A 16,249-nucleotide genomic window follows, 5' to 3' on the forward strand; every position below is an offset into this window, starting at 1 on the left:
CTGAACCGCCGGGCTTGCAGAGGGACAAGATGGTTCACTTTACATTAATTCGATAATCGTTGTATAGTTATAGAATGAACGAAATCGACGCTGTCCGTTCCCTCGCTGCCCTGGCCCAGGAAATGCGCCTGCGGGTGTTTCGTGCGCTGGTCGTTGCCGGCAATGAGGGGCTGACACCCGGTGCGTTGGCCGAGCTGCTGGAGGTGGCGCCCAACACCTTGTCCTTCCATCTCAAGGAGCTCACCCATGCGGACCTGGTCAGCCAGGAGCGCCAGGGCCGCCACCTGATTTACCGCGCCTCGATCACCAGCATGAACGAGCTGCTGGGCTTTCTCACCGAAAACTGCTGCCAGGGCGCGGACTGCCTGGCGCCCCAGGCAAGGTCCTGCGCTTGCTGAAAATCAAGGAGACCCTCATGAAAAGATTCCACGTCCACATCCATGTCGATGACCTCGCCAAGAGCATTGCGTTCTATTCCAGGCTCTTCGCGGCCGAGCCCGCACGCGTTGAAGCCGATTACGCCAAGTGGATGCTGGACGACCCGCGCGTGAACTTTGCCATCTCCACCCGGGGCAACCAGCCGGGGCTGGATCACCTGGGTTTCCAGGTCGACGACGCCGCCGAGCTGGCGCAACTGAAGGCCCGGGCGGAATCGGCCGACATGGCGCTGCTGGACGAGGGCGCCACCAGCTGCTGCTATGCCCGCAGCGAGAAGCACTGGGTCACCGATCCGCAGGGCATTGCGTGGGAGCATTTCCACACGCTGGGCAATATCCCGGTGTTCAACGAACCGGGCAAAACCACTGCGGACGGCGCATGCTGTGCGCCCGCGCCAGCCCGTGAAAAGGCGTCGTCGGCTTGCTGCGCACCGGGTCCATGCTGAAAAGTTATTGAGCCAGGCCTTCGACAGCAGGGTGGCTCGCGGCGGTACTCGGCCGCTTCGGTGTCTGTCATGCAGCTGTCATTAAAAAATACAATATTTCAATGAATGTAGAATTAATAAAGGAAGGCATGCCATGAAAGTCGGCATCAACGGAATGGGCCGCATTGGCCGCCTGGCGCTGCGTGCGGCCATGGGTGCGGCAGAGCGCCCGCTGGATGACCCCCGTGCCGGCAATCGCCTGGAGGTGGTGCACCTGAACGAAATCAAAGGCGGCGCAGCGACCACCGCCCACCTGCTGGCGTTTGATACGGTGCAAGGCAAGTGGCGCGAGCGCATTCACGCCGAGGGCGACAGCGCCATCGCCATCGGCAGCCAGCGGCTTTCGTTCAGCGCGCACGCCACTGCGGCAGAAATCCCCTGGGGCGATCTGGGGGTGGACGTGGTGCTGGAATGCACCGGCAAGTTCCTGACGCCCGACACCATCCAGGGCCACCTGGATCGTGGTGCCAAGCGCGTCATCGTGGCCGCGCCCGTGAAGGTGGGGGATGTGCTCAACATCGTGGTCGGTGTGAACCACGCGCTGTACGACCCGACCAGAAACCGCATCGTCACCGCCGCCTCGTGCACCACCAACTGCTTGGCGCCAGTGGTGAAGGTAGTGCATGAAAACCTGGGCATACGCCACGGGCAAATCACCACCATCCACAACCCCACCAATACCAATCTGGTGGTGGACGCGCCACACAAAGACCTGCGCCGTGCCCGCAGTGCCATGGAAAGCCTGGCGCCCACATCCACCGGCAGCGCCACCGCCATCGCGCTGATCTACCCCGAACTCAAGGGCAAGCTCAATGGCCATGCGGTGCGCGCCCCGGTGCTCAATGCCTCGCTGACGGACTGCGTGTTCGAGCTGCAGCGCGAGACCACGGCGGAGGAGGTGAACGCGCTGTTCCAGCAAGCCGCCACGTCTTGCCTGTCGGGCATTCTGGGCTATGAAGAGTTGCCTCTGGTGAGCGCCGACTACGCCCGCGATACGCGCAGTTCCATCGTCGATGCCCTGTCCACCATGGTGACGGACGGCACGCTCTTGAAGGTGTACGCCTGGTACGACAACGAAATGGGCTATGCCTGCCGCATGGTGGATCTGGCCTGCCACATGCGCGACGTGGGGTTCTGAAATGCAGGGCCACGCCACGCGCAACTACGCCATCGTCACCGCGGCCTATTGGGGTTTCACACTTACCGACGGCGCGCTGCGCATGCTGGTGCTGTTGCATTTCTACCGTCTGGGGTATTCGCCGTTCACGCTGGCCTTCCTGTTTTTGCTGTACGAAGCGGCCGGCGTGCTGGCCAACCTCATTGGCGGCTGGCTGGCCACGCGCTATGGCATCACGCGCATGCTGACGGTAGGGTTGGTGACCCAAATCATCGGTTTCACCTTGCTGTCGCAGCTCAACCCCGCATGGTCGGTAGCCATGTCGGTGGCCTGGGTGGTGCTGGCGCAGGGCATCTGCGGCGTGGCCAAAGACCTCACAAAAACCGCCAGCAAATCTGCCATCAAGGTCACCTCGGCAGAAGCGAAAGAGCAGGGCGCGGGCCAGCTCTTCCAATGGGTGGCCTGGTTTACGGGCAGCAAGAACGCCATGAAGGGCGTGGGATTCTTTCTGGGGGGATTGCTGCTGGAGGCGCTGGGTTTTCGGCAGGCGCTGTGGGCCATGGCCGCTCTGCTGGCACTGGTGCTGGTGGGCGTGGTCACCTCACTGCCGCAGATGATGGGCAAAAACAAGGCTTCGAAATCGGCCAAGGAGCTGTTCGCCAAGAACGCGGGCATCAATGCGCTGGCTGCCGCCCGGGTGGTGTTGTTTGGCGCGCGCGATGTGTGGTTTGTGGTGGGCGTGCCGGTGTTTCTGTATTCGCAGGGATGGACGTTCACGATGGTGGGCGGCTTCCTGGCCGCCTGGACCATCGGCTACGGACTGGTGCAGGCCATGGCGCCGCAACTGGTCCGGCGCAGCCAGGACGGCCTGAGCACCGAGGTGCCCGCCGCGCGCCTGTGGTCGGCCATTCTGGCGGTGGTTCCCGTTGCGATGGCCGTGGCGGTAGCCCTGCAGGCACCTTATCTGGAGTGGGTGGTGGTGGGCGGATTGGGGCTGTTTGGCTTTGCGTTTGCGATCAACTCTTCCGTGCACTCCTACCTCGTTCTCGCCTACGCCGGCTCGGAGAAAGCCGCTGAGGACGTGGGTTTCTACTACGCCGCCAACGCCCTGGGGCGCTTTATGGGCACGCTGATGTCCGGCCTGCTGTACCAGTGGGGCGGGCTGCTGTATGCCCTCATCGGGTCCGCCGTGATGCTGGCCATCTGCTGGCTGGTCACGCTGGCTTTGCCGTTGACTGCGGGCCATAAGGCGCCGGCTGCGGCGTGAACCGCCATCCTCTCCACCGTTGCTTCAGAAAGTGGCTCTTTCCATGTCAAACCGCATCTACAACGTGCTCTTCATCTGCACGCACAACTCCGCGCGCAGCATCCTCGCCGAGGCCATACTCAACCAGCACGGCGCAGACAGATTCCGTGCGTTCAGCGCCGGCAGCCACCCCGCGGGCCAGGTCAACCCGCACGCGCTGGATTTGCTGGAAAGAAACCGGTTTCCGACGGCGGGCTTGCGCAGCAAGAACTGGGATGAGTTTGCGGCCCCCGGTGCACCGGTCATGGACTATGTGCTGACGGTGTGCGACAAGGCGGCGGGCGAGGTGTGCCCCGTCTGGCCAGGCCAGCCGGTGTCGGCGCACTGGGGTGTCGAAGATCCGGCGGCAGTGGAAGGCGATGAGGAAGCCGTGAACAAGGCGTTCAAGGACGCGTTCATCGTGATGAGCCGCCGCATTGCGCTCTTTCTGAGCTTGCCCATCGACAAGCTGGACAAAATGTCGTTGCAGAAAGAGCTGGCCCAGATCGGGCAAACCAGAGGCTAAGGCATTCACATCTTGACGGGCCTGGACCGTGCATGGTCCAGGCCTTTTGCATTGAAAGAGGGAGAGGGCCACCATGGGGCTGTTTGAGCGGTATTTGACGATCTGGGTTGCGCTGGGCATTGCCGCCGGCGTGGCGCTGGGGCTGGTTCTTCCGGATTTTTTTCAGGCCGTCGCGGGCCTGGAGCTTGCGCAGGTCAATCTGGTGGTGGCGGTGTTCATCTGGGTGATGATTTATCCGATGATGATTCAGATTGACTGGGCCGCCGTCAAGGACGTCGGCAAGAAGCCGCAGGGGCTGCTGCTGACACTGACTGTCAATTGGCTCATCAAGCCGTTCACCATGGCAGCGTTGGGCGTTCTTTTCTTTCAGTACCTTTTCGCCCCCTGGGTGGATCCCCAATCGGCCAGCGAGTACATCGCCGGCATGATTTTGCTGGGCGTTGCGCCTTGCACCGCCATGGTGTTCGTCTGGAGCCAGCTCGTCAAAGGCGATGCGAACTACACGCTGGTTCAGGTGTCGGTGAACGATCTGGTGATGGTGGTGGCGTTTGCGCCCATTGCGGCGTTCTTGCTGGGTGTGACCAACGTCACCGTGCCCTGGGAAACCCTGGTTCTGTCCACCGTGCTGTATGTGGTGCTGCCCTTGGCCGCCGGCATGGCGACCCGCCACCTGCTGGCCAGGAGATCTCCCCTGGCGGTAGGCGCGTTGGTGGCGAAGCTCAAGCCCTGGTCCATCGTGGGCCTCATTGCAACCGTGGTGCTGTTGTTCGGCTTTCAGGCGGGCACCATCGTTGAAAAACCAGCGGTCATCGGCTTGATTGCCATTCCCCTGGTGTTGCAGACCTACGGCATCTTCTTCATCGGCTGGTGGGGCGCCAGGCTGCTCAAGCTGCCCCACGATGTCGCCGGCCCTGCCTGTCTGATTGGTACCTCCAACTTCTTTGAGCTGGCCGTGGCAGTGGCGATTTCGCTTTTCGGCCTCAACTCGGGCGCCGCCCTGGCCACGGTGGTCGGCGTGCTGGTCGAGGTGCCTGTGATGCTCTCGCTGGTGGCAATCGTCAATGCCTGGCGGCCCAGTGTTCACGCGCCTCGCGCATGAGTCGGCGAGTGAATCGTCTCCATGGTCCGCCCAAGGAGAAAAAGCTTCTACCACGGCTGCCGTTTCGCCATCATTCACCTTCGGTCAAACTCCGGTTCCATATAATTTTCGGAACCGATGACGACTTTCGATCCGGTCAAAACACGGGAAAATCCGAACATCTTGTCTGCCGCACACAGCCTCCTTGTCGTCGACGACGATCCTATGACCTGTACACGGGTCAAGGCCTACTTTGAGCGGGAAGGCTACTGCGTCCGGGTGGCGGCCAATGGCGATGAAATGTGGGACTGCCTGCGCCAGCAGCCCACCGATGTGGTGCTGCTGGACATCGGCCTGCCCGGTCGTGACGGTCTTGAACTGGCGCGGGAGCTGCGCACTCACAACGCCAGCATCGGTCTCATCCTGGTGACCGGCCGCAATGACGACATCGACAAGATCGTGGGCCTGGAGTCCGGTGCCGATGATTACGTCACCAAACCCTTCAACGCGCGCGAACTGCTCGCGCGGGTGAAGATCGTCCTGCGGCGCCTCCGACCGGTTTCGGCCGCAGGCGCGTCCGGGCTGCAATGCAAACTGGGCCAATGGACGCTGGACCTGGCGCAGCGCAAGCTCACCGCGGCGAATGGGCGCCAGGAGATACTGACCCGGGGCGAATTTGATCTGCTTGCCGCCCTGGCCCGGCACCTCGGGACTGCGGTGGAACGCGAGCGCCTGATGCAGCAAATTTTCCACCGCTCGTGGGACCCGGGCGACCGCACCGTCGATGTGCTGGTGGCCCGCTTGCGCGAGAAGATGGAAAAAGACCCTCGACACCCGGAGCTGATCGTCACCGTCCGGGGCGTCGGTTACCTGCTGGCCGACAACGCCGCATCCTGACGCCCTTCGCCGGTGGGGGGGAGCCAGCGTTCGAGCGCCTCGATCCCCTCGGGAATGGCCTCCAGCAGCTGGCTGATCAGCAGTACACGCTGCGCCGTCGTCAACACTCCTTCACCGACCGCGTCCTCCAGGCGTCGGCAGGCCTGCATGACGCGCAGCAGCCCCAGGTTGCTCGCTGCGCTGCGCAGCTGGTGGGCGGTCCGTCGGATCTGTTCGGCGTCGGCGGCCTGCGCTGCATCGTGCAGGGATGTTGCGGACGCATCGGAGACTTGGCGGAACAGGCCCAGCAATTGCCGCAGGACACCGAGCCCGAGGTCTTCGCGCTCCTGTGTGAGATAGGCCTCGTCCAGCGTTGGTGCATCGCCTGCCGCTGCCATGTCCTTGACCGGTGGGGGGGATGTTGGGGCACCCGTCGGGGGTGAGGAGGCCTGCAGCGCCCGAGCCAGTGCACGCGCAAGCTCGCCGCGCTGGAAAGGCTTGCTGAGAAAGCCCACCATGTTGGCAGCGGCCGGGTGTTCAAGCATGTCCGGCGTGACATGTGCGGACATGCCCACGATGGGCAGAGCCCGCCACCGGCCGCCGTCGAGGGTGCGCAGCGCCTGGGCGACTTCCAGCCCCGAATCGCCGGGCAGGCTGATGTCCATCAGCATGCAGTCCGTGTGTCCCCCATGGCGCAGCAAATCGATGGCGGTGGGGCCGCTGTCGGCCAGGCGCACCCGATGGCCCAGTGCTTCCAGGTAACGCTGGCAGACGATGCGGTTGATGTCGTCGTCCTCGACCACCAGCACATCCAGCGATGGGATCGGGTCGGCGATGTCGGGCAGTGGAGCCGGCGACGTCCCCGCCGCAGCAGGCTCGAACGGCAGCTCGAAGCCGATCTCCGTGCCTTCACCGACCGTGCTCTTGAGCCACAGGCGCCCCGCCATCAGTTCCACCAAGCGTTGGCAGATGGCCAGGCCAAGTCCGGTCCCGCCGTGCCGACGATGCGCCGTGTCCTCCACCTGGACAAACGGTTTGAAAACAGCCTCCTGCTGGTCAGTCGGAATGCCAATGCCGGTGTCGAGCACCTGAAACTGCAGACGCACCACACCCGTCGGGTGGTCCGCTGCACGTACCACCTTCACCGTGACCTCGCCTTCGTCGGTGAACTTGATGGCATTGCCGATGGTGTTGAGCAGGATCTGGTTGAGCTTGCGGCGATCGCCCAAGAGCCACTCTGGCACGTCATCGGCGATATCACGCACAAGTGCCAAGCCCTTGCTGCGCACCGCGACGGACTGCAGTGCCAGCATGTCGTCGATGACATCCCGTACCGCGAAAGGCTCCCGCGTGATTTCCAGCTTGCCGGCCTCCAGGCGGGAAAAACCCAGCATGTCCTCCAGGGTTTCCAGCAGGGTGCCGTTGGCGTACTCGATCATTCGCAGGTACTCGCGTTGACGGTCGTCCAGCGTGGTGTCGCGCAGCAGGTGCGCGCTGCTGCTGACACCGCTGAGTGGCGTGCGCAGCTCGTGACTGAGGCTGCCGAGAAACTCGTTCTTCGCGCGGTGGGCCTCCTCGGCCTCGCTCCGTGCCTGCGCGTGCAGCGCGACTTCGCGCTCCAGAAGTTCGTTGCTGCGGCTGAGTGCCGCGGTGCGGTCCTGCACCTGCTGCTCCAGTTGCTGCTGGTGTAGGCGCAACGACTGCTCCAGGCGTTGCCGTTCGATCGCGTGCTCCCGGAACTGCTCCAGCGCCTGCACCAGCGGCGCCAGCGGATCGTGGCGGGCCACCGGATGGGTGATCGCCACGCTGTGATCGCCGGCCATGAGTGCACGCATGGCGTTTTCCATGCCCTTGAGCCGACCCAGCAACTCGTAACGCAGGAACCACCAGAACGTGGCCAGCAAAGTCAGCAAGAGGACACCGGCGACGGCCAGAAAGCCCACGGCTCCGCGGGCGATCGCGGTACGCGAGCCTGTGCCCACCTGCGCCATGGCCTGCTGACTGGCCTGGAGCAGTGCGGCCCCTTGTTCGTTCAGGTGCAGTGCCAGGGCAGCCCCCGTATCCCGCGCAGCGGCCAGCTGCCCGTCGAGCGCCACGCGCTGAGCCTGCAAGGCAAACAGGCCCCGCGGCGTCAATGCCGCCTTCAGTATGTCGACATGCCGCTGCGCTGTGGCCTTGCGGGTCGGGTCCCGGAAGTCCTGCAGCCGATGCGACAGGATGGCAAGGTCGGCTGAAAAATCTTTGCCCAGCCCCCCCAAGGCCGGCGATGTGGGGGCACTCTCCACGCGATCGAGCGTGGTCTTGATCCGGAAGCAAACGAGCTGCAATTCGGACATGCGCTCCATGCGATCGATGTCCACCTCGATCAGGCGGTCCAGTGACTCCAGGATCTCGTCCCGGCTGGCGCCGCGCTCCACCATGGGGTAGAGACTGGACACGGTGGCCGCGGAAAAGGTCGAGGCATTCGCCGCCAGCGCCTCCGCCAGCAACATCAGCTCGGCCACGGCCCGGTGCAGCGCCTGCTGGGCCTGGCGAATCTCGGCTTGCACCTGCTGTGACTGCCGCGCCTTGCTGGCCTGCAACCCGAGGTTGGTGTGCATCTCCTGGACCGTCACCGCCAGGGCCTGTTCCAACTGGGGCTCGAAGTCCTGCTGTTCCAGACGCCCCAGCAGGTTGCGCACCTGGGCCAGTTGCGCGTCGCCCTGGCGTTGAAAGGCATCGACCTCATCGACGGTTTGCGCGAGCCGGAGCTGATCGACCAGCGCCAGGGTGCGGTTGTTGAGCTGGATAACCGCACCGACCGCTTCCAGTGCCGGCACCGTGTTGTCGATGATGCGGCGCTGCAGCCCGACCACCTGGTTAAAGCTGAGCCAGGCCGTGGCCGCCACCGCCGCCGTCAGCAGCGCGCCCACGGTCAACGCCAGCCCGATCTTGCCGATCAAGCCCAGCCGGCGGTCGAGCCGCTTGATCCAGGGGAGCATCATTTCCAGTCCAACGTTCGAGTACCGGCCAAAGCCATCTGCCATGCTATTTTGATTCGGAAACCGGATTACAGTCCGCGGGCATGACGTCCGCCTTTCTTTCCCTTCATCCGTTGCGACAAGCCGCCGCTTCCTTGTGGGGTCTGTGCATGGCCTGGTCCGTGGTGGTCGCACCCGTTGCGGCCCAACCCATCCTGAGCTGGGAGCCGCCATTCATGGCGCCCGCGCCCGTGCGGGCCGAGTACACGCCGGCCGCGCCCGCCCGCCAGTCCTGGGTGCTCTGCGTGGTGGTGCCGCACATCAAGGATGCGTATTGGCTGGGAGTCAACTACGGCATGGTGGAGGAAGCGCGCCGCCTGCGTGTGGAGGTGCGATTTGCCGAGGCCGGCGGATATGCCCAGTTGGCGGTCCAGCGCGCCCAGATACAGGCCTGTGCCTCAGACCGCCGCGTGCACGCCCTGATCATCGGTGCCGTCTCCCATGATGTCATGACCCCGTACCTGCGCCAGCTGACAGCGCGCATGCCCGTCATTGGCACCGTCAATGCCATTGACGACGTCGGCATTTCGGGCAAGGTGGGCGTGGACTGGGACGACATGGGCCAGGCGGCTGGCCGCTTTCTGGTTCGCCAGACGCGGGGCGACGGCCCTCCAGTGCAGGTGGCCTGGTTCCCGGGGCCGCACAGTGTCAGCGAAGGCGTGGACCGCGCCTTTCGCCAGGCCATCGCCGGCAGCCGCGTCGTCATCCGCAGGACCGCATGGGGCGACACCGGCAAGGCCGTGCAGCGCAATCTGCTGCAGCAGGTGCTCGATGATCACAAGGACCTGGACTTTGTGGTCGGCAATGCCCTGATGGCGGAAGCCGCCATTAGCGTGCTGCGCGAACGCGGCCTGCAGGACCGGATAGGCATCGTATCGACCTACTTCACGCCGGCGGTGCACCGGGGCATCTTGCGAGGCCGCATCCTCGCCGCCCCGACCGATGCCCCCGTGCTCCAGGGCCGGATGTCGATCGGCCTGGCGGTCGATCTGCTGGAGCGGCGGCCGACCCGCCGGCACATCGGCCCGGTGATTCGCACTGTGGAGCAAGGCAATCTGGGCGAGCTCCACATCGACGAGTCGCTGCCACCACCCCTGCTGATGCCCCAGTTCCACCATCGGCCCGACGCGGCGAACTGACGCACTGCCCGTTAACGCGGTTAACAAAGGCACGGCACAGCACAACAAATCCGAGCGCGCCATTGATCTGCGATTCCTAGCATCAGGACATACCCCATCGGTCTGTTTTATTCGCAAGGAGATCCACCATGACCATGACCCGACGCGGCCTTTTGAAGGCCTCGGTTGCCTCGGCAGTGACTACCACCGGCCTGACCTGGTTCGCAGCTGACGAAGTGTTTGCCGCCGACACGCAGGTGATTCCCAGTGCCAGCCACTGGGGCCCGTTCAAGGCCGTGGTGAAGAATGGCGTTCTGGTCGGCATCCAGCCGCTCAAGGACGTGGACGCCACACCCACCACCATGCTCACGGAGGGCCTGATCGGCCGCGTCTATCACAAGACCCGTGTGAAGTACCCGATGGTGCGCAAGTCCTATCTGGCCAACCCCACGGGCGACACCAAGCCTCACCTGCGCGGCAAGGAGCCCTTTGTGCGCGTCAGCTGGGAACAGGCGCTGGCGCTCACGGCCGATGCCATTGTGCGCACGGCAGAGAAACATGGCAACGAGGCGCTGTTCAGCGCTTCCTACGGCGGCTGGTCGCACGCCGGCCTGCTGCGTCCGCAGGTGCTGCAGGGCCGCCTGTTCGGCCTGATCGGTGGTCATTCGGTCACCACCGGCGACTATTCCGGCGGCGCTTCGCAGGTCAGCCTGCCGCACATCATTGGCGACATGGAGGTGTACTCGCCCCAGACTTCATGGGAAGTGATGGCCGAGCGCACCGAGGTCATGGTCTGGATCGGCTGCGACCCGTTCAAAAACAACCGTATCGAGTTCACGGTCGCCGACCACCAGATGTTCCCGCGCTGGATGAAGATCAAGGAGCGCGGTGTCAAGTTCATATCCATCAACCCGCAGTACACGCCGACCGACGATGCCGTCGGCTCCGAGTGGGTCAAGATCGTTCCGAACACGGACGTGGCGCTGTTCTCGGCCATGGCCTACCATGTCTACACCACCGGCAAGCATGACAAGGCCTATCTGGCCAAGTACACCGTTGGGTTCGACAAGTACCTGGCCTACCTGCTGGGCGAGGATGGTGACGGCACGCCGCCCAAGACCCCCGAGTGGGCCGCCAAGATCACCGGCATTCCAGCCGCCAAGATCGTCGAGCTCGCCGAGCTGTTTGCCTCCAAGCGCACACAGTTCGCTGGCGCCTGGTCGCTGCAGCGCGCACACCACGGCGAGATGGCACACTGGGCGATCATCAACTTCGCAGCCATGCTCGGCAAGATCGGCAAGCCGGGCGAAGGCGTGGGCTTCAGCTGGCATTACGGTGGTGGCGGCATGGTGCAGTCCAACGCCATCATGCCGGTCGGCTTGTCCCAGGGGCGCAACCCGATCAAGGCACGCTGCCCGGCCTCGCGCATCAGCGAAATGCTGATGAACCCCGGCAAGGAATACACCCGCGATGGCGCGACGCACAAGTATCCGCTGGTCAAGCTGATCTACACCGCTGGCAACAACTTCATGTCGCACCAGCAAAACACCAACGAGTTGCTGCGTGCGATGAATCAGCAGGTCGAAACGGTGATTTGCCAGGACCCCTGGTGGTGCGCCTCTTCGCGCTTTGCCGACATCGTGCTGCCTGCCACCTCGGCCCTCGAGCGCGACGACATGAGCACCGGCGGCACCTACAGCAACGACAAGATCTACGCGATGCGTCAGGTCATCAAGCCTTACGGCGAGAGCCTGGACGACTTCGAGATCTTCCGCCGCCTGGCTGCACTGATGGGTGTCGAGTACGGTTTCACCGAAGGCAAGTCGGTCATGGATATTCTCAAGGCCTCGTACGCAGCGACCGGCCAGAAGCTACCGTTCGACCAGTTCTGGAAAGACGGTATCGTGCGCATCGACGTGCCCGAGAAGATGCGCCAGTGGGTGCGCCACGGCGACTTCTATACCGACCCGGTGAAAAACCCGCTGCACACCAAGTCCGGCAAGATCGAGCTGTTCTGCTCCGAGATTGCGCGCTTCAACGTGCCTGACTGTCCGCCAGTTCCGAAGTATCTGGAGCCGGTGGAGTTCCTGGGCAATGCCAAGCCCGGGCAGGTGCATGTGGTCAGTCCGCACCCCTACAACCGGGTGCACTCGCAGATGGCCAACGCCGACGTGCGTCTGGAGCAGAACGTGAAGGGGCGCCAGCATGTGCTCATCAGCGTCGAAGATGCCGCCGCCAAGGGCATCAAGAGCGGTGACCTGGTCGAGCTGTACAACGATCGTGGCGCGCTGATTGCCGGTGCGGTGGTCACCAAAAAAATCATGAAGGGCGTGGTCAGCCTGGAAGAGGGCAACTGGATCCAGCTCGACTCCAAGGGCCGCTGCAACAGCGGTGCAATCAACATCATCACGACCAGCGTGGCATCGAGCGGCCTGAGCCAGGCCACCAGCGCCAACACCTGTATTGCCAACCTCAAGCGCTGCGATGACGCCGAGTCGGTCAACCGCGCGTACGAGCCGCCAGTGATCGAACGGGTGGCGCAAAGCAAGCTGGATGTCGATGCACTCAAGCTGAGCGAGCGCGCCAACATCGTCAAGGGCGCGACCATGGGTGCCATGTTGCCGGGCGAGAAGTTGTTCTACGAGCGCTGCACCGTGTGTCACGTGCCGCGCGAGCCGGGCGACTTCACCAAGAGCCAGTGGCACGGCATCACGCAGAGCATGTTCCCGCGGGCAGGACTGGACGATCTCCAGCGCAAGGTGGTGCTGGACTTCCTGGAGAAGAACGCCAAGGACGCCATCGTGCCCTGACGCACAACGGCGCGTTGCATCGGGAGTGTCGGCACTGCGCCGGCACTTCCGTTTCACGACGCGAGCACAAGACCATGAAAATCTTCGGCATCACGGGCCACTCGGGCATGGGCAAGACCACCCTGCTCGAAAAGCTGATTCCCGAGCTTCGCTCCCGCGGGCTCAAGGTCTCCCTGATCAAGCACAGCCACAAGGACATCGAGGTCGATCGTCCCGGCAAAGACTCCTACCGCCTGCGGGAGTCCGGGTGTACGGAGGTCATGCTGCTGGGGCACAACCGCTGGGCACTGATGCACGAGTTGCGCGGCGCCGTTGAACCACCACTGGAGTACCTGCTGGCACGTCTTCAAATGTGTGACGTGGTGCTGCTCGAAGGCTTCAAGAGTGGCGATTTCCCGACGCTGGAGGTCTGGCGAGCCGCGGTAAGCAAGCCGCCGCTGGGCAGGAGCTGGCCGGGTATTGTCGCGACGGCCAGTGACGCATTGCATCTGCTGCCTTCCGATACATTCAAACTGGAGCTCTCCGATACCAAAGCGATAGCGGACCTGGTGTTGAGGAAAGGTCGGCCCGCGGCTGAATTTTTGGAGACAAATTTTGCAACCGCAATCTCCGAACCTGAAGCGCGTGTGATCTGCGAAACAGAGGAGGTTGGAGCGGACGTGTGCAACTTCCGCTGCGGGCCGTCACAGCCGCCCACTTCGGGCGCGACGAGTCGTGCTCGAAGCGCGACCATGCTGGCGTGTTTTGAGTGGCCCGTGACAGATGGCGGCGGTCATTCGACCCCTGCATCCTCGACAACCTGATACTCAGGCATGTTCGGTCACCGGCAGCAACCAGCCTGAAGCAGACATGTTCATTTGGGCAACGCAGCCAAGCCGCGCTCGTAAACAACGCCGATTCATCTTCGCTACCCAGCCATTCGCGTCGATCTCCGGGAGCGTTGGGGCTCCACACCCCGCCCATGCCCCCACCCCTCAGGACGTATGTTTAACTCCTGCATAAAGATACCGCGAAGTAAACCCGCTGCTGGTACCAGACACCGGCTGTGGGTAAAAAAGGAAAAGCGCCTGAGAGGCGCTTGTTTCTTGGCTATCTGGCGGAGACTGTGAGATTCGAACTCACGGACGGTTGCCCGTCGGCAGTTTTCAAGACTGCTGGTTTAAACCACTCACCCAAGTCTCCCGATTGGAAGCCGCGTATTCTAGCCCGCCCGCCGGCGTCGATTGGCGTGGCATGCCCAGTGACCCGAGCAGTGCGTTGGTGTCGCTGGCGGGCACCGGGGGCAGGGGCATTTCGGCGCCCGCGTCTGCACAGGTCACAGCCCTGTCAAACAGTGTCCAGACACTCAGGCCCTTCTTCAACCCATGGGCCTTTTCATGCTGGAACCCTCTTTTCGCGACCCGGTCCGTATTTCGCGCCGTGTGGCCACCCTCGGCGTGGTCGCTGCGGCGGCCCTCCTGACCGCCTGCGGCGGTGACGGCTCCACCAACGCCGGTGCCACCGCCACGCTGGCCGTGCTGGAGACGACCGACCTGCACTTCAATGTGCGCAGCTACGACTATTTCAAGCTGGCCGAAGACAAGACCTACGGTTTTGAGCGCACCGCCACGCTGGTGCGCGCCGCGCGCAAAGAGTTTGCCAACACCTTGCTGGTGGACAACGGCGACACCATTCAGGGCACGGCGCTGGCCGATTACGAGGCCACCGTGAGCCCCATCCCCTGCACCCAGCAGCTGTCCATGTACAAGGCCATGGGCGCTTTAGGCTTTGACGCCGGCACGCTGGGCAACCACGAGTTCAACTACGGCCTGCCTTTCCTGAACCAGGTGCTGGGCGGCGGGCTGGATGTGGACGGGGTCGATGCCACCAGGAAATGCGCGGGCGCCGGCTATCCCATGGCGCTGGCCAATGTGTACAGCAGCAAGACCCAAAAGCCGCTGGTGCAGCCCTACACGCTGCTGGAGCGCTCCCTCATTGCCAAGGGCACGGACGGCAAGGAAGTGAAACTGCCCATCAAGGTGGGCGTGATCGGTTTCACCACCCCCGGCATCATGAACTGGGACAAGCGCTTTCTCGAAGGCAAGGTCTATACCGAAGGCGCCGTGGAGGCGGCCAACAAGTATGTGCCCGAGCTGCGCGCCAAGGGCGCCGACATCGTGGTGGCCTTGCTGCACGGCGGGCTGGACAGCTCGGCCTATTCGCCCACCATGGAGAACCCCGGCCTGTACCTGTCGAAGGTGGCGGGTATCGACGCCATGGTGATGGGCCACCAGCACAGCGTGTTCCCCGACACGGCGGCCACGCCCGCCTACAGCCAGGCGGGCGTGGACAACAAGGCTGGCACCATCAACGGCGTGCCCGCCGTGATGGCCAGCTCCTGGGGCAAGGCGCTGGGCGTCATCCAGCTCGCACTGCTGTGGGACGGCTCCAAGTGGGTCGTCAACAAGGCGGCCAGCAAGAGCGAGCTGCGCAACATCCAGAGCAAGAACGCTGCCGGCACCACGGTTTACGTGGACCCCGATGCCACCGTGGCGCCGCTGATCGAGACGCAGCACCAGGCCGCCATCCAGTATGTGAAGACGCCCATCGGCCAGACCGACTTCCGCATGAGCACGCTGTTTGCCGACGTGGGCGACCCCGGCGCGATCCAGATCGTGAACCAGGCGCAGCAGGCCTACGTGGCGGCCTACATCCAGGCCAGCCTGCCGCAGTACGCCGCGCTGCCGGTGCTGTCGGTCAGCGCCCCGTTCAAGAGCGGCTTCCAGGGCGGGTCGGACTACACCGACGTGGCCGTAGGCCCGCTGGCCATCAACAACGCGGCCGACCTGTACCTCTACCCCAACACGGTGTATGCCGTGAAGGTCAATGGTGCGGACATCAAGACCTGGCTGGAATCCGTGGCCAAGCGCTTCAACCAAATCGACCCGGCCAAGACCGGTGAGCAGCAGCTCATCAGCAGTTTCCCGGGCTACAACTACGACATGTTCACCACGCCCGACGTGCAGTACGAGATCGACGTGACCCAGCCTGTGGGCAGCCGCATCAAGAACCTCACCTACCTGGGCCAACCCATCAACGCGGCGCAAGAGTTCGTGATCGCCACCAACAACTACCGCGCCACCAGCGGCAAGAGCATCCTGGGCAAGCTGGACGGTACGGCCACCCTCTGGGCCTCGCCCGACACCAACCGCGATGTGGTGATCGACTACATCCGCAAGAACCCCGCCGTGACCCGTGCCGCCAACGGCGCCGCCAAGAGCTGGCGCTTTGCCCCGGTGAGCGTGGCCGGGCCGGTGGTGTTCAGCTCCGGCGCCAACGCGCTGGCCGTGGCGCAGGCCGCGGGCCTGAACAATGTGAGCCTGGTGGCCGCCGATGACGGTAGCGGCAAGGGAACGTCCAAGTACGCGGTGGACTTGTCCAGGTAAACAGACCGGCCTGCCTACCCCATGGGCCGGGCAGGCCGTGTCGTTCAAAACTGTCCCGTGGGCATCTTCGGG

At 63.8% G+C, this 16,249-nt stretch carries 12 protein-coding genes and 1 tRNA gene; 11 read left to right on the forward strand and 2 right to left on the reverse strand.

Features of this window, described 5'->3' with window-relative positions; all coding sequences use genetic code 11:
• Nucleotides 1-74: 74 nt before the first annotated feature.
• From K225_RS0107270 to K225_RS0107300, 7 genes are all read left to right on the forward strand, one after another.
• The gene (locus K225_RS0107270) at nucleotides 75-398 is read left to right on the forward strand and encodes a helix-turn-helix transcriptional regulator (protein ID WP_026435792.1); all 324 of its coding nucleotides are present in this window, start codon (nucleotides 75-77) and stop codon (nucleotides 396-398) included.
• Between the two features lie 17 nt (nucleotides 399-415).
• A complete protein-coding gene (locus K225_RS0107275) occupies nucleotides 416-883 on the forward strand; it encodes an ArsI/CadI family heavy metal resistance metalloenzyme (protein WP_026435793.1) in 468 nt (155 codons plus the stop codon).
• A gap of 133 nt (nucleotides 884-1,016) precedes the next feature.
• Nucleotides 1,017-2,060: an ArsJ-associated glyceraldehyde-3-phosphate dehydrogenase gene (locus K225_RS0107280; RefSeq protein WP_026435794.1), complete on the forward strand. Its 1,044-nt coding sequence runs from the start codon at nucleotides 1,017-1,019 to the stop codon at nucleotides 2,058-2,060.
• A gap of 1 nt (nucleotide 2,061) precedes the next feature.
• On the forward strand, nucleotides 2,062-3,306 hold the full coding sequence (arsJ, locus tag K225_RS20510) for an organoarsenical effux MFS transporter ArsJ (protein ID WP_034712006.1): 1,245 nt from the start codon (nucleotides 2,062-2,064) through the stop codon (nucleotides 3,304-3,306).
• A 43-nt stretch (nucleotides 3,307-3,349) separates the two neighbouring features.
• On the forward strand, nucleotides 3,350-3,850 hold the full coding sequence (locus K225_RS0107290; RefSeq protein WP_026435795.1) for an arsenate reductase ArsC: 501 nt from the start codon (nucleotides 3,350-3,352) through the stop codon (nucleotides 3,848-3,850).
• 73 nt (nucleotides 3,851-3,923) lie between these two features.
• Complete coding sequence (arsB, locus tag K225_RS0107295; protein WP_026435796.1) at nucleotides 3,924-4,949, forward strand: ACR3 family arsenite efflux transporter; 1,026 nt, start codon at nucleotides 3,924-3,926, stop codon at nucleotides 4,947-4,949.
• A 117-nt stretch (nucleotides 4,950-5,066) separates the two neighbouring features.
• Nucleotides 5,067-5,825 (forward strand): response regulator, encoded by a 759-nt coding sequence (locus K225_RS0107300; RefSeq protein WP_034712011.1) that lies wholly within the window; start codon nucleotides 5,067-5,069, stop codon nucleotides 5,823-5,825.
• Here the strand turns inward: K225_RS0107300 and K225_RS22755 are convergent.
• On the reverse strand, nucleotides 5,795-8,788 hold the full coding sequence (locus K225_RS22755) for an ATP-binding protein (RefSeq protein WP_162143885.1): 2,994 nt from the start codon (nucleotides 8,786-8,788) through the stop codon (nucleotides 5,795-5,797). The genes K225_RS0107300 and K225_RS22755 overlap by 31 nt on opposite strands.
• 146 nt (nucleotides 8,789-8,934) lie before the next feature.
• On the opposite strand from K225_RS22755, the gene torT reads away from it, so the two are divergent.
• The 3 genes from torT (at nucleotide 8,935) to mobB (ending at nucleotide 13,555) form a co-directional block, all read left to right on the forward strand.
• A complete protein-coding gene (gene torT, locus K225_RS20515; protein ID WP_162143886.1) occupies nucleotides 8,935-9,963 on the forward strand; it encodes a TMAO reductase system periplasmic protein TorT in 1,029 nt (342 codons plus the stop codon).
• 128 nt (nucleotides 9,964-10,091) lie between these two features.
• On the forward strand, nucleotides 10,092-12,752 hold the full coding sequence (locus K225_RS0107315; protein WP_026435799.1) for a molybdopterin-dependent oxidoreductase: 2,661 nt from the start codon (nucleotides 10,092-10,094) through the stop codon (nucleotides 12,750-12,752).
• 74 nt (nucleotides 12,753-12,826) lie between these two features.
• The gene (gene mobB, locus K225_RS20520; protein ID WP_081679617.1) at nucleotides 12,827-13,555 is read left to right on the forward strand and encodes a molybdopterin-guanine dinucleotide biosynthesis protein B; all 729 of its coding nucleotides are present in this window, start codon (nucleotides 12,827-12,829) and stop codon (nucleotides 13,553-13,555) included.
• Between the two features lie 291 nt (nucleotides 13,556-13,846).
• On the opposite strand, the gene K225_RS0107325 is transcribed toward mobB, so the two are convergent.
• Nucleotides 13,847-13,934: transfer RNA gene (locus tag K225_RS0107325), tRNA-Ser, on the reverse strand.
• Between the two features lie 194 nt (nucleotides 13,935-14,128).
• On the opposite strand from K225_RS0107325, the gene K225_RS0107330 reads away from it, so the two are divergent.
• Nucleotides 14,129-16,177 carry a bifunctional 2',3'-cyclic-nucleotide 2'-phosphodiesterase/3'-nucleotidase gene (locus K225_RS0107330; RefSeq protein WP_026435800.1) on the forward strand — a complete coding sequence of 683 codons (2,049 nt, stop codon included), beginning with the start codon at nucleotides 14,129-14,131 and terminating at the stop codon, nucleotides 16,175-16,177.
• Nucleotides 16,178-16,249: the final 72 nt, after the last annotated feature.

The organism is Acidovorax sp. JHL-9, from assembly GCF_000426205.1.
GTDB lineage: Bacteria > Pseudomonadota > Gammaproteobacteria > Burkholderiales > Burkholderiaceae_C > Acidovorax > Acidovorax soli.